Origin of the sequence: Maribrevibacterium harenarium (assembly GCF_006385675.1) — a bacterium.
Classification (GTDB): Bacteria; Pseudomonadota; Gammaproteobacteria; order Pseudomonadales; family Marinomonadaceae; genus Marinomonas; species Marinomonas harenarium.
The window spans coordinates 21,509-35,983 of sequence record NZ_VFRR01000035.1 but is presented as its reverse complement, the minus strand read 5'-3'; the positions used below and the strand labels follow the sequence as shown (position 1 = coordinate 35,983).

At 48.5% G+C, this 14,475-nt stretch carries 13 protein-coding genes; 8 read left to right on the top strand and 5 right to left on the bottom strand.

Annotation, left to right across the window (positions count from 1 at the left end):
• Positions 1-261, bottom strand: a 261-nt coding sequence (locus FJM67_RS13585; protein WP_181161441.1) for a recombinase family protein, incomplete at its 3' end; no start/stop codon positions are given.
• Between the two features lie 478 nt (positions 262-739).
• Here FJM67_RS13585 and FJM67_RS13575 point away from each other — a divergent pair.
• On the top strand, positions 740-1,189 hold the full coding sequence (locus FJM67_RS13575) for a c-type cytochrome (RefSeq protein WP_235890068.1): 450 nt from the start codon (positions 740-742) through the stop codon (positions 1,187-1,189).
• A 185-nt stretch (positions 1,190-1,374) separates the two neighbouring features.
• Positions 1,375-2,610: a multidrug effflux MFS transporter gene (locus FJM67_RS13570; RefSeq protein WP_235890067.1), complete on the top strand. Its 1,236-nt coding sequence runs from the start codon at positions 1,375-1,377 to the stop codon at positions 2,608-2,610.
• A gap of 3 nt (positions 2,611-2,613) precedes the next feature.
• On the opposite strand, the gene rep is transcribed toward FJM67_RS13570, so the two are convergent.
• Positions 2,614-4,662: a DNA helicase Rep gene (gene rep / locus FJM67_RS13565; protein ID WP_140590260.1), complete on the bottom strand. Its 2,049-nt coding sequence runs from the start codon at positions 4,660-4,662 to the stop codon at positions 2,614-2,616.
• A gap of 212 nt (positions 4,663-4,874) precedes the next feature.
• On the opposite strand from rep, the gene FJM67_RS13560 reads away from it, so the two are divergent.
• Positions 4,875-6,068, top strand: a complete 1,194-nt coding sequence (locus tag FJM67_RS13560; RefSeq protein ID WP_140590257.1) for a TsoY family (seleno)protein — start codon at positions 4,875-4,877, stop codon at positions 6,066-6,068.
• Positions 6,069-6,121: 53 nt separating this feature from the next.
• On the opposite strand, the gene FJM67_RS13555 is transcribed toward FJM67_RS13560, so the two are convergent.
• The gene (locus tag FJM67_RS13555) at positions 6,122-6,922 is read right to left on the bottom strand and encodes a hypothetical protein (protein ID WP_140590254.1); all 801 of its coding nucleotides are present in this window, start codon (positions 6,920-6,922) and stop codon (positions 6,122-6,124) included.
• A gap of 72 nt (positions 6,923-6,994) precedes the next feature.
• Positions 6,995-8,512 (bottom strand): YifB family Mg chelatase-like AAA ATPase, encoded by a 1,518-nt coding sequence (locus tag FJM67_RS13550; RefSeq protein ID WP_140590252.1) that lies wholly within the window; start codon positions 8,510-8,512, stop codon positions 6,995-6,997.
• A gap of 82 nt (positions 8,513-8,594) precedes the next feature.
• Between FJM67_RS13550 and FJM67_RS13545 the strand changes: the two genes are divergently transcribed.
• Complete coding sequence (locus FJM67_RS13545; protein ID WP_181161513.1) at positions 8,595-8,813, top strand: TIGR02450 family Trp-rich protein; 219 nt, start codon at positions 8,595-8,597, stop codon at positions 8,811-8,813.
• Between the two features lies 1 nt (position 8,814).
• Here FJM67_RS13545 and FJM67_RS13540 read toward each other — a convergent pair whose 3' ends face one another.
• Positions 8,815-9,057, bottom strand: a complete 243-nt coding sequence (locus tag FJM67_RS13540) for an accessory factor UbiK family protein (protein ID WP_140590249.1) — start codon at positions 9,055-9,057, stop codon at positions 8,815-8,817.
• A 507-nt stretch (positions 9,058-9,564) separates the two neighbouring features.
• On the opposite strand from FJM67_RS13540, the gene glnK reads away from it, so the two are divergent.
• The 4 genes from glnK to radA all read left to right on the top strand — a co-directional run bounded on the left by glnK (position 9,565) and on the right by radA (position 14,375).
• On the top strand, positions 9,565-9,903 hold the full coding sequence (glnK, locus tag FJM67_RS13535; protein WP_140590246.1) for a P-II family nitrogen regulator: 339 nt from the start codon (positions 9,565-9,567) through the stop codon (positions 9,901-9,903).
• Between the two features lie 38 nt (positions 9,904-9,941).
• Entirely contained in the window at positions 9,942-11,207 is a 1,266-nt protein-coding gene (locus tag FJM67_RS13530) for an ammonium transporter (protein WP_140590244.1), read from the top strand.
• Positions 11,208-11,341: 134 nt separating this feature from the next.
• Positions 11,342-12,868 (top strand): carbon-nitrogen hydrolase family protein, encoded by a 1,527-nt coding sequence (locus FJM67_RS13525; RefSeq protein ID WP_140590241.1) that lies wholly within the window; start codon positions 11,342-11,344, stop codon positions 12,866-12,868.
• A 115-nt stretch (positions 12,869-12,983) separates the two neighbouring features.
• Positions 12,984-14,375 (top strand): DNA repair protein RadA, encoded by a 1,392-nt coding sequence (gene radA, locus FJM67_RS13520; protein WP_140590238.1) that lies wholly within the window; start codon positions 12,984-12,986, stop codon positions 14,373-14,375.
• Positions 14,376-14,475 lie beyond the last annotated feature (100 nt).

Below are 14,475 nucleotides of genomic sequence, written 5' to 3'. Positions count from 1 at the left end.
AGAGACAGTAGCGGATACAGCAATTCCTTGAGCATTTGCGAAGCTCAGGCAGCGGGCGATTTGACCATCTAAATCCTTTTTCTGATCGGAGCTGGAGACGCGACTATAAATAACCGCTTTAGACTCTCTAACAACCTCATCAACAATGATCGTGCCAGTAGGCAGCTGCCTTGCAGGCACAGGAAGCTTGCCGCTACGAAACTGGTTCCATGCGGTACGATAGCTTATTCCTTGTTTTCTTGCCCAATCTGAAAGCTTCATTTACACCAATATATTACTATGTATATACATACAGTAACATAAAATCAGCAACAGTTGCAAACCCTCCATCAAATCTCCTGACTTTGGATGTACAGAAAGGTAGTCAATAATGTCTCTTCTCTCTCTGTCACCGAGAAGAGACTCAGATCTTTTAATGTATTCTGGAAGTTCGGTAATAGTCGTCTGCATTGATAAAATATAATCCAATGGATTACTCCAGTCAAAGAGCTACGCTAAATAGAGCAGCACTAAAGCTAGAGGAGCGCTGTTCACTAACAGATCTTGATGGGGTAAAAGTAAAGCTTTAGATAAGAATCACTCTTATCCCTCCATAAAAATTCCTTATTTTTTTGATTTAGAGCGGGTTTTGCCTAGAATACGACCAAGTTCTGGTTTCGAGCCAGGTCAGTAGTCGTTATACTGCTGCGGTTTTAGGTTTACACAAAATTAGACTAACTTCTGATCGAGGACAATCATCGTGAGTTTGCTACCCCAACTTCTAAGCCGTAAAGTTCTAGCACTGGCCAGTGTGGCAACTTTTTCTGCTTTCCTTAGCTCGTCTGTAAGTGCATACGGTCAAAGCCCTGAAGATATCGCGGCACGCGTGGCGCCAGTAGGTAAAGTATGTATCGCCGGTGAAGAGTGTGAAGTGGCTTCCGCTGCAGCAACGGCTGGTGGCAGTGGTCCTCGTTCTGGCGAAGAAATCTACGGCAAATTCTGTACTGCTTGTCACGCTATCGGTGTAGCGGGTGCACCTAAATTAGGTGATGCAGCCGCTTGGGCTCCACGTGTTGCACAAGGTATGGATACTTTGCTATCTCACGCGATCAACGGTATCAACGCTATGCCTCCTCGCGGAACGTGTGCCAACTGTTCTGACGATGAGATCAAAGTTACTATCGAGTACATGGTTGAAAACAGTAAGTAAGCACTGTTTTGACCAACGAAAAGGAGACTTCGGTCTCCTTTTTGCGTTTTAGCCCCGCATCCCAGCACTTGATTTACCACTTAGCGCCTTTCTTGTTTGGTTCACATTGTCTACGCTGTAACCAGTTCCCTGAATCATTATAATTGTTGTTTATAGTTATCTTACCCTGAACCATAGGAATGGTTATGACTCACTCCCCTAGCGCTCGCCAATCCGGTATCGGTGCCAAAGAATTTACGGTTTTAGTTGCCCTATTAATGTCCATTGTGGCGATTTCCATTGATGCTTTATTGCCAGCATTAGGAATCATCGGCGAAGCACTGAATGCTACTGACGCTAATCAGCCACAATTACTTATCGGATTAATGTTTTTAGGAATGGCGCTTGGTCAGCTAGTGGCCGGTCCCATGTCCGATGCCCTCGGTCGTAAACCTATCTTGTTCACTGGTTTTGCGCTGTATTTTGTGGGTACCTTTTTATGTCATCAGGCGGATACTATGGATGCCTTGATGGTAGGCCGTTTTGTACAAGGTCTTGGTGTCGCCGGCCCTTACATTGCGGCGGTTTCCTTAGTGCGGGATATGTTTAGCGGCGCACAGATGGCCCGCACTATGTCTTTGGTCATGATGATCTTTGTGTTGGTACCGGCTATTGCGCCCACTTTAGGGCAAGCGGTGATGTTCCTCAGCGACTGGCGCGGCGTCTTTATCATGTACTTTGTCTACGCTGGCTTATTGGTGATTTGGATCGCCACAAGGTTACAGGAAACCTTGCCTAAGGAAGAACGCATACCCATGACGTACACTGGCTTTGCCAACGGCTTTAAGGAAGTCCTCACACACCGTAAAACCGCCAGTTATATGGTGTGCATGGGGTTGTTCTTTGGCAGTTTTATGGGATATCTCAATTCCTCCCAACAGATTTTTCAAGTGCAATTCAATGTCGGTGTGATGTTTAGTGTTTACTTCGGTGGCTTGGCATTAGTGCTGGGAGTGTCGTCCCTAGTAAATTCCCGTATTGTCGAGCAGTACGGTATGCGCCCTATTGCCCTTAGCGCTATTGTCACTATTGTGGCGGCTTCTGGGACTTTCTTGGGTCTACATGCCGTGGTCACAATTCAGCTGTGGATGTTCTTAATTTATGCCGCTGTGCTGTTCTTCTGTTTCGGTCTGCTATTTGGCAATGTGAATGCCATGGCGATGGAACCCATGGGACATGTAGCGGGAATCGCCTCTGCGGTGATTGGTTCTGTTTCAGCCATTATGTCTATGGGCATAGGTACGGTGATTGGTCAGCTATACGATAACAGCCTTATCCCTGTCACTACTGGGTTTACGGTACTCGGCGCGCTTGCCTTTTTATTGATGAAATGGGCCGAAGCAGGCAATACGGATCTAGATCTGGACCCAGCTACTGCCTAAGCGTTAATTATTCAACATCGCCTTCAACGCCGAGAGCGAGGCCTTGCCCCGTTCTCGTTGCTGGGACTCAGATTCATCACCGCGCCCTTCCCAAACGAGATCTTGCTCCGGCAACTCATCCAAGAAGCGACTGGGTAAACAGTCGATCTCTTCGCCGAATTGGCGACGTTTAGCCGCTAAGGTAATGCACAGAGTTTTCTTCGCCCGGGTAATACCAACATACGCTAAGCGGCGCTCCTCTTCGATATCGTCATTTTCGATACTGTTGCGGTGGGGAAGAAGCTCTTCTTCACAGCCAATCAAAAATACATGGGGGTATTCCAACCCTTTTGATGCGTGCAAAGTCAGTAGCTGCACTTTGTCTTCGTCTTCTTCCTCTTCTTGGCGCTCTAACATATCGATAAGTAGTAACTTAGCGATGGCTTGATCAAGGCCCGCGTCGGCGTCTTCTTCCCAAGCGGATTCCATCATCCGTTGAATGGATTCCAGCAGGAAACGCACGTTATCGATACGACGCTCAGCGGCTTTGGGAGAGCTGGCTTGCTCCTGTAACCAACCAAAATAATCCATATCGTGGATCATTTGTTCGATCACTGGGATCGGGTTGCTAGTACGTACCTTTTCCTGCAAATGGCGTATCCAGCGCTCGAATTCCCGCAGGCTCGCTAGTGGTTTGCCAGTGACTGTTTCATCCAGTGACTTATCTCCCGCCGCAGCAAACAGGCTACAACCCAATTGATTGGCAACGTTCCCCACCTTCTCGAGGGTCGCAGGACCAATGTCCCGACGGGGTAAGTTAATGATACGCAACAAGGCATTATCATCATCTGGATTCACCAATAGGCGTAAATAAGACATCAAGTCTTTGATTTCAGCGCGGGAGAAAAACGAGCTACCGCCATTCATTTTGTAGGGGATGCGATAGGCTTGCAGTTTGATTTCCAACAGGCGCGCTTGATGGTTGCCTCGGTACAGCACGGCAAAGTCTTGATAAGGAATATTAAAACGCAAATGACGACTTTGAATTTCAGCGGCAACACGTTCTGCTTCTGCGTCTTCGTTGCGGGTGACCATCACCCGAATCGGGTCACCAATTTCGTGATCGCTCCACAGGGCCTTTTCATAAACGTGGGGATTATTGGCAATTAAGGTATTGGCGGCATTCAAAATAGTACGTGTGGAACGGTAATTCTGCTCCAGTTTAACCAGCTTAAGGTTGGGGTAGTCCACCGATAGACGTTCTAGATTTTCCGGTCGTGCGCCGCGCCAGGCGTAAATTGACTGATCGTCGTCCCCCACTAGGGTGAAGCACTTTCTATCCCCGGCTAATAGACGAATCAATTCATATTGGCTGTTGTTACTGTCTTGGCACTCATCCACCAAAAGGTAACGAACTTTGTTTTGCCATTTATTCCGCAGAGGTTCATCGGTCAGTAGCAGGCTCACCGGTAGCAACAATAAGTCATCAAAATCCACTGCATTATAAGCCCGCAGATAGCGTTGATACTGGCCATAAACCTGCGCCGCTAACAGCAGTTCTTCTGTGTCTGCATTGGTCATGGCCACATTAGGTGGGGTTAAGTCATTCTTCCAATTGGAAATAGTGTGCTGACAGAACCCCGCCGCATCCATCTGCCCTGCAAATTCCTTATCGAGTATCTCTTTGACCAAGGCCAACGAGTCCGCCGCATCAAATAGGGTAAAGCCTTCTTTTAGACCCGCTTTACGGTATTCCTTCCTAAGAATATTGAGCCCCAAGGTGTGAAAGGTGGAAATGCTTAAGCCACGGCTCTCGGGCTTACTGAGCATACCGACGACCCGCTCTTTCATTTCTCGCGCTGCTTTGTTGGTAAAGGTCACCGCAACAATGCTAGACGCTTTAAAGCCACAGGTTTGAATCAAATAAGCAATCTTGGTGGTGATTACACTGGTTTTACCAGAACCCGCACCCGCCAATACCAACAAGGGCCCATCAATTTGCTTTACCGCCTCTAACTGGCGCTCATTGAGATTGCGCATGCGCTGGGTGATGGAGGGTAGAGGTTCACTCATAGTGATATTGACCATGCTTTGACGTTGTCGAGGGGCACCAGTGTACAACAACGAAGCACCAAGCAGCACTTATTCTCAACGCCCAAGAAACATTAGATAATTCTAATAAATATGATTTCGATCATTTATTCATCAATGCAATGTGACAACATAAGATTTATCTAATATATTTAGAAAAATCTAATATACAGCATCCCAACGAGGATAAGACCATGATTCGTAGAAACCCGAACTTAAGCTATCATCCTACTTATTGGCTCGCGGCACTGGGCGCCGGTGGCACAGCCGTCAGCTTTTTTATGTATTTGATGTGGATGGTACCCCACAAAAATACCCCTATCCCCACATTTGCTGATTGGAACGCACAACTCGCTGACGGTGGCGTTATGGCGGGGATCACCGTTGCCGCTTTGGTTGGGGTGATTATTTTCTCAATATTGCACTTAGTATTGCTAGCGTGGAACATCAATGAACATAGCAAGCATAAAGCTGATGTCGAGAAACTGATCGGCACCCCTGCCGAGTTGCAGCGGATGGCTATTCCTCTCACCTTGGCGATGACTGTTAACGTTTTCTTTATTCTCGGAGCGCTATTTGTACCCGGTTTATGGAGCTATGTTGAGTACTTATTCCCTGGCGCGCTAGCGGCATTTGGTTTGATCGCTTGGTACGCCGTAAAAATGTTTGCTAACTACTTTAGTAACATGATTAAGGGCGGTGGTTACCGGGCGGCAGAACACAATCATTTGTCGGCTCTCATTAGCGTTTTCACGTTTTCTATGTTGTCAGTGGGCTTTGCTGCGGCCGCTGCGATGTCGCACATTGCGGCTGTTGCCACCATCGCCACGACACTCAGTATCGCATTTATGGCCTTCTCTGTTTTGTTGGGCATGATTGTGGTAGTCCATGGGGTGAGTGCGATGATGGAACACGGCATCGCCGAGCCAGCCTCACCGAGTCTTTGGATGCTGGTCCCCATTCTGACACTGCTAGGGATCGCTTGGGTACGCCTATCCCATGGTTTAGCGCACCACTTTGGTGTTGCCAGCAAGTCTGGGGACCTATTTTTACCTCTGACACTGATTTTTATGACGCAAATAGGCGTGATCATCTTGGGTTACAAAGCCATGAAAGCCAACGGCTACTTAAACAGCTACCTACATGGTGATAAAGAGAGCCCTATTAGCTTCGGTTTGGTTTGTCCGGGTGTCGCGCTGTTCGTTATGGGAATGTTTTGGTGGCATATTGGCTTTGTCAAAACCGGTATCGTGGCGCAATTTAGCCCGGTGTATTGGATCGGTTTGGTAGCGTTAGTCGCAATTCAAATTGTCACCATCGGCGCGCTATTTAAGTTAACCAGCAAGCTGCTACGCCACCCACAGGGGGCAAAGCTAGCCCATGCGTAATGGATCTTGGTAGTTTCTGACACCTTTTGGGGCAGCTTTCGCTGCCCTTTTTTTTAACTACGCCAAATTAAACGCAAGCCAAATTGTTCTGACTGATTATGGGGTTCGTAATAGTATTCGCTGGAAGGGTTGGAATGGCATCGTGGGGCATACACTAGGTTAGAGGTGGAATCTGCGATGGACCAATAGCGATAGAAGGTCTCAAAAATCACACGCCCACGGTTTGGCAAACGTGGTGAATACAAGCGCAGAGATACTCGGGCTCCTTCGCCTTCGTCTTGGGATACGTAGCTATCTGTACCACCGCAAACGGCACTGATGGTCGACAAATTATTACCATACCAAAAGTGGTCATACTCCATGGTAGCGCCAAGGCGCCAACCGGTATGCCAAGGGGCTGGGGTAAAGGCAATACCAATAGGAGAGTAAACATAGCTTTGCTCCCGGCGATAGCCGCCAGAGCCGTCGCTCGAAACCATCCCAGTAGAATCATCCGTTAAAAAGCGATAACCCAACCCAAGATAAGGTGTCACCCGGTAGCCGTTGCCCGCTAACCAGTCCTTTCCTAGCAAAACCCGAGTTTCAAATAAGGTATCTGGAATATTTTCCATGGTGCCGGAGCCTTTATAATCCACCCACCCGGCCGAGTACTCTACCTCGAGTATTACTGCAGCATTTTGTCGCTGGGCAAAAGTTCCATTCACCCCAAATAGTTGCCCACGCTGTTCCATGATGTCAGGTTCGACGTAATAGGTTTGCGAGAAAGTTAAGCCAAACTCGCTCTCGGTGGTCACGCCCCAAGCGGGCGTGGTGAGTGCCAAACCCGTTGCCGCTAGGTAAAATTGTCGGCGCACAATGTTTCTCCTTAATTCCTTTCGCGACAGTGTAACCCAGCAAGTCAATAACGGGTAATAGCAAAATCTACTTCACCCCTTTCCCACCATCTGTCCGAGGGTTTTCTCCATCTTGCGATAACTTAATGATTCCATTAGATGCTGACGCTGTACGGGTACTTTATCTAAATCAGCCAAGGTCAATGCAACACGCAATACCCGATGGTAGGCTCTGGCAGAGAGCTTCAACGTTTCCAAAGCTTGCTGCATAAAGCGCTTATCATCGTCATTTAAGGCGCAAATTTGCTCCAATTTGCGGCCATCCAGATGGGCATTTTGCACCCCCTGGCGTTGCCGCTGCCGCGCTACTGCCGCTTCGACCCGTTCACGAATAGCAGCACTGGACTCCCCCGGCTGTTGCTCATTCACTAACACATCAGCGGGGAGTGGCGGTACTTCCACATGTAGGTCAATACGGTCTAAAAAGGGAGCAGAGAGTTTTTTTAAGTAACGCTGGCTGGCCTCCGATTGGTAATAGTCATCACCGCTTTTATAGGCTTCATTGCTAGCGTTCATGGCACACACCAACAGAAACTGAGACGGGTAAGTGACCTGACTCCGGGCGCGAGATAAGTGAATTTCGCCATTTTCTAGTGGTTCCCGTAGGACTTCGAGAACCCGCCGGTCGAACTCCGGCAGCTCATCTAAAAACAGCACCCCTTTATGGGCTAAAGAAATTTCTCCCGGTCTCGGAATGGAGCCACCACCCACTAATGCTGCAGCGGAACTACTATGATGGGGGGAGCGAAAATTGCGCTGCCGCCAATGCCAATCTACCCCCATTTTGCGTCCGGATACGGACTGCACCGCAGCAACTTCCAGAGCTTCCGCTTCGGTTAAGGTGGGCATGATGCCCGGTAGTCGCGATGCCAGCATGGTTTTACCAGTACCCGGAGGACCTACGAAAAGTAGATTATGGTTGCCTGCCGCGGCGACCTCTAGGGCGCGCCGGGCTTGATATTGCCACTTTACATCAGACATATCTCGAGGGCTGGCAAAGGATTCGGAACGGACTAACTCCGCCTTACATTCGGGAAGTTGCTTTAATTGCAACAAATGCCCCACCACATCCGTAAGACTTCCCCCGTGTAAATGGGAAGCCGCGAGTAATCCGGCTTCCTGTTGATTTTCCCGGGGACAGATCAGAACACGCTCAGCTTTGGCGCACGCTAACGCTGATGGCAATACACCGGGGACACCACGCAAATCCCCTGATAGAGCCAGCTCCCCGATAAATTCATAGTCCTGATAAGGTGTCTTTGCCAACTGTCCGGAGGCCGCCAGAATGCTGACAGCGATGGCAAGATCGTAACGACCGCCTTCTTTTGGCAAATCCGCTGGGGCCAAATTAATGGTAATTCTGTCATCAGGGAAGTCGAACTGGCTGTTGATAATAGCGCTGCGCACGCGATCTTTCGCTTCACGCACCGCTGCTTCCGGTAAACCGACAATATGCAAACCGGGTAGACCACTAGAAATGTGGGTTTCAACAGTAACGAGGGGGGCAGCAATACCCACACGGGCACGGCTGTAAACAGTGGCTAGGCTCATAAATCACTCCTTGTGAAAGCCAATCATCCATAATCATTTCTTATACGTATACCTTGCATTGACGCTGTTGCGAGGCATACCTATGGCAAACCAAATAAACCCGAATAAACTCTATTTGTCAAAGTGGACGTCCACTTCTCCACAACAAAAAGAGAAACACTTTTTAGTTACCAAACTGCTGCGCAATGAACAAGAACAGGTGGAGTCTGTCGTCATTGAGGCGCTAATGACGAAAAAAGAATACACCATCCCATGGCAGCATTTGAAAGTCAGCGACCATTGGCTGCCGGGGTGGAAATAGCCTATTTCTGTTGTGCTTCTAGCTCGGCTAAACGGGCTTCTAGTTGTGCAAGTCGTTCGCGATACTTGGCTAGCATCGCCGCTTGCACTTCAAATTCCTCACGGGTCACTAAATCCATTTTCGTCAGTGTATTCTTAGCCACTTGCTGTAGCTGTAGTTGAATTTCCTCCGCCGGGAGCTTGCCCAATGTGGCAGCAGCCTGTTCTACACCAGCACCGAACTGCTTAATAAATTGATCTATCATTTGCTTCCCCAATAATAAGTTGCTACGCGTAAACGTAATTGATGATGGGATTATAAAAGAGACTCTAGAAGCTTGTCTTGCTTAACCCCCAACTAATCCATGCGCCATTTTGGACAGGGCAAAATAATTGCACATTTGCGCCTCCTATTTGTGCACTAGTTGGTAATAAATGAATCGTTTTGAATCGATGGGGCTATTTTTAAGCCCCCAAAAAACCAGTTCAATACGCCATTTCTCTATAAAAAATCAGTAGATAACTCCTAACTAAAGCCATTAAACAAAACAATCAACCACCACTGCACCATCAAATCCATAGCGCACCATATTATCGCACCAGAAAAAACCACTACTGATCGTTTGCTCCTAAAAGATTTCTGCCTATTTGCGTCAAAGCCACGTCAACCGTGGGCTGACACAGATAATAGAAAGTCTGGCACGCATATTGAATATAGCCAATTACCTGCGAAAACGAACATAAGCCAGACTTTCATTAAGGAGACTGTGGGTATGAAGTTAATCACTGCCATCATCAAGCCATTTAAATTGGATGATGTCCGCGAAGCTCTTTCAGAGATCGGTGTACAAGGTATTACCGTGACTGAAGTAAAAGGTTTCGGACGTCAAAAAGGTCACACTGAGCTATACCGCGGCGCGGAATACGTGGTGGACTTTTTACCAAAAGTAAAAATCGAGTTGGCCATTTCTGACGACATGACCGACCAGGTTGTTGAAGCCATCTCTGGCGCTGCCAACACTGGCAAAATCGGCGACGGTAAAATCTTTATCGTTAATCTTGAACAAGCGGTTCGTATCCGTACCGGCGAAACTGGCGAAGACGCAGTTTAATTTTTGCTCGTATTAATTAGCCTTTAGGGGGGCGAAACATGCAAGATCAAATTTTTCACCTACAGTATGCCATGGACACCTTCTACTTCTTGGTGTGTGGCGCATTGGTAATGTGGATGGCAGCCGGCTTTGCCATGTTAGAAGCAGGCCTAGTTCGCGCAAAAAACACGACTGAGATCCTAACTAAGAACGTCGCGCTATTTGCGATCTCTTGTATCATGTACCTAGTGTGTGGTTACGCCATCATGTACGGCGGTACTTGGTTCCTATCTGGTATTCAAGATGTAGACGTTGCATCTACTCTATCTGACTTTGCTGGCCGTGAAGACGGTTTCGAAGGCGGCTCTATCTACTCTGGCGCTTCTGACTTCTTCTTCCAAGTGGTATTCGTAGCAACTGCTATGTCTATCGTATCTGGTGCGGTTGCTGAGCGTATGAAGCTATGGTCTTTCCTCGCCTTTGCCGTAGTCATGACTGGCGTTATCTACCCACTTGAAGGTTCTTGGACTTGGGGTGGCAACGACGTATTCGGTATGTTTAACCTAGGCGACCTTGGTTTCTCTGACTTCGCGGGTTCTGGTATCGTACACATGGCTGGTGCTGCAGCAGCCCTAGCTGGTGTCCTAGTACTAGGCGCTCGTAAAGGCAAATACGGTCCTAACGGTGAAGTTCGCGCTATCCCAGGTGCTAACCTACCACTAGCGACTCTTGGTACCTTCATCCTTTGGATGGGTTGGTTCGGCTTCAACGGCGGTTCCGTTCTTAAACTAGGCGATATCGCTAACGCTAACTCAGTTGCCATGGTATTCCTAAACACTAACGCAGCAGCAGCTGGTGGTGCGGTAGGTGCGCTTATCCTAGCTCGTATCCTGTTCGGTAAAGCTGACCTAACTATGCTTCTAAACGGCGCATTAGCGGGTCTTGTGGCGATCACTGCAGAGCCTTCTACGCCTTCTGCCCTTGGCGCTACCCTAATCGGTATGGTCGGCGGTCTAATCGTAGTGGTGTCTATCCTTACCCTAGACAAACTAAAAATCGACGATCCAGTAGGTGCTATCTCTGTACACGGTGTGGTGGGTCTTTGGGGTCTACTAGCTGTGCCACTCACTAACGACGGCACTTCTTTCGGTGGTCAAATCGCCGGCGCTCTAACCATCTTCGTCTGGGTATTCGTTTCAAGCATGGTAGTTTGGTTAGCAATCAAAGCCATCATGGGTGTACGAGTTTCTGAAGAAGAAGAGTACGAAGGTGTTGATATCTCTGAATGTGGTATGGAAGCTTACCCAGAGTTCAGCAAGAAATAATCTAGTCATCTAGGTTACCCTTGAGAAACCCTCGCTACGGCGGGGGTTTTTCATATTTACGCATTTGCTAACGCAAGTTGTCATCAAACTGCGTTATAGTGGTCGTTATGTAAAATAACCAATTTGGGGACAGAATGTTGGAAGATCTGCACTTAAGGATTCGTAATTTAACGTTAGAAGATTACCCACAAATCAAAGAGCTAATGGATCGGGTCTATCACGACATTGGTGGCTCTTGGCCAAAACACACCATTCGCAAACTGATTAAAGACCTACCTGATGGGCAAATCTGTCTAATGGATCATGATCAGATCGTCGGAGTGGCGCTTTCGGTTAAAGTAAATTACGAACGCTTTAGTAACCCACACACTTATGAAGATTTGGTCGACCAGCGGGAACGTATTCACCACGATCCAGACGGGGATGCCCTATATGGTCTGGATGTCTTAATTGACCCAGAATATCGTGGTTATCGCCTTGGGCGTCGTCTTTACGAGGCCCGTAAAGAACTATGTCGCCAAGAAAACTTGCGGGGGATTTTGGCCGGAGGTCGGATACCAAACTATTACCAACACGCCAATGAAATGACCCCAGCGGAATACATTGATGCGGTTGACCGTCGCAAGATTTACGATCCGATTTTGACTTTCCAACTGTCAAACGACTTCCAAGTTACCCGTTTGATGAAGAAATATTTGCCAGAGGACGAGAAATCCTTGGGCTATGCCACCCTATTAGAGTGGAACAATATTTACTACGAACCAGAAACCACCGTATTGGCCTACCGTAAAACCCAGGTACGTATCGGTGCGGTGCAATGGCAAATGCGGGAAGTAGACAGTGTTGAGGAGCTACTTAAGCAGGTTGAGTACTTTATTGACGCCCTATCAAGCTACAAGAGCGACTTTGCCCTATTCCCAGAATTTTTCAACGCTCCCTTGATGGGCTTAGCGCCGGATCAAACCAACCAAACAGAAGCCATTCGCTTTTTGGCTTCATTTACCGAGCGCTTTGTGGCGGAAATGTCCCAGCTAGCGGTGAGCTACAACATCAACGTGATCACCGGTTCTATGCCACTGATCGAAGACGATGTGATGTATAACGCCAGCTACCTATGTCGTCGAGACGGTACCATTGAAGAACAGCGTAAGATTCATATCACCCCACACGAGCGCCGCGATTGGGTGATCGAGGGCGGTAACGAAGTTCGCGTATGGGACACCGACGCCGGTCGTGTGGGTATTTTGATCTGTTACGACGTGGAATTCCCAGAGCTTGCCCGTCATTTGGCCTCCCAAGACATGGATATTCTGTTCGTGCCCTTCTGGACCGATACCAAAAACGGCTATCTACGGGTGCGCCGTTGTGCTCAAGCCCGAGCCATCGAGAACGAATGTTATGTGGTGATCTGCGGTAGCTGTGGCAATTTGCCACAAGTTGAAAACTTGGATGTGCAGTACTCCCAAGCGGCGGTATTCTCGCCATCTGATTTTTCATTCCCCCACGATGCCACCATGGCGGAAACCACACCAAATACTGAGATGTTGATGTTCTCGGATTTGGATTTGGACAAGCTGATTCAGGTTCGTAGCGAAGGTTCAGTAAACAACCTTAAAGACCGCCGCTTGGATCTGTATTCGATCGAGTGGAAGAGCAAGTAGGCATTAGCATCAAACATGCCTGTGCTAACATGGACGTTAACGCATAACCCTAGCCGGGATTTTGTAGCCTCTTTCTGGTGCTACCCCGGCTAACTTCAAGGAAATCGCAATTACGATGGCTAAAGCAAAATCTGCCTTTGTTTGTAACGAATGTGGTGCAGACTACGCCAAGTGGCAAGGCCAGTGCCAAGCCTGTAAAGCTTGGAATACCTTACAAGAAATTCGCCTCACCTCAGGTAAAACCTCCGCACGTGTTGCTGCCAGCCAAGATCCACGCCGCCAAGGCTATGCTGGGACGACCACCGCCTCGGTAAAAGATCTCAGTGAAGTGGATCTGACGGATGTACCGCGTTTTAGCTCGGGTGCTGGGGAATTCGACCGAGTGCTTGGTGGTGGTTTGGTACCGGGCGGGGTGGTCTTGATCGGTGGGCACCCCGGTGCCGGCAAAAGCACCCTGCTACTACAAACCATGTGTTGGCTAGCCCAGCAGCAACCCGCTATGTATATCACCGGTGAAGAATCCTTACAGCAAGTTGCCATGCGCGCCCAGCGTTTGGGCTTGCCTACGCAAAACCTAAAAATGCTCTCGGAAACCAACGTGGAAACCATCATGGATATCGCCGCTCAGGTGAAGCCTAAAGTGATGGTGATCGACTCCATCCAAGTGATGCACTTAGATGGTATTGAATCCGCTCCCGGTAGCGTTTCCCAAGTGCGCGAAAGTGCCGCCGTCCTTACCCGCTTTGCTAAACAAACCCAAACTACGGTGCTACTGGTCGGTCACGTTACTAAAGATGGTACGCTGGCTGGCCCCAAAGTCTTGGAGCACATGGTAGATTGCTCGGTGTTACTGGAAGGCTCTGAGGATTCCCGCTTCCGCACCTTGCGCGGCATGAAAAACCGTTTTGGTGCGGTGAATGAACTTGGTGTGTTTGCCATGTTGGAAAGCGGCTTAAAAGAGGTGAAAAACCCAAGTTCCATCTTCTTGAATCGCTCCAAACACCCGGCTGCTGGGAGTTTAGTGATGGTAGTTTGGGAAGGCACGCGCCCCCTACTGGTGGAACTGCAAGCCTTGGTGGACGACTCTGCTTATGCTAACCCTCGCCGCGTTACCGTGGGGTTTGACCACAACCGTCTGGCTATGTTGCTGGCAGTATTACACAAACATGGTGGGCTACTCACAGCCGATCAGGACGTGTACCTCAATGTGGTGGGTGGTGTAAAAGTCATTGAAACCAGTGGAGACTTGGCTGCTCTGGCTGCAGTGGTATCCAGCTTTCGAGATCAAGTTCTGCCAGATGATTTGGTGGTCTTTGGTGAAGTGGGATTATCGGGGGAAATTCGCCCCGTGCCATCTGGTCAAGAGCGGATTGCAGAAGCGGCGAAACATGGCTTTAAACGGGCCGTGGTACCCAAAGCGAACTGCCCGAAAAAGCCCATTGAAGGCATGGAAGTGATTGGCGTAGAACGACTTTCTCAAGCTCTTGATGCTGTTTTTGGCGGCTAAACAGAAGCACCACCCCAACAAATACAAAAGTACACAATTCACGACACTCAGTTACCTTTTTAACACAAAAAAGCGACTGATAGAGTAGTTATAGACGTTT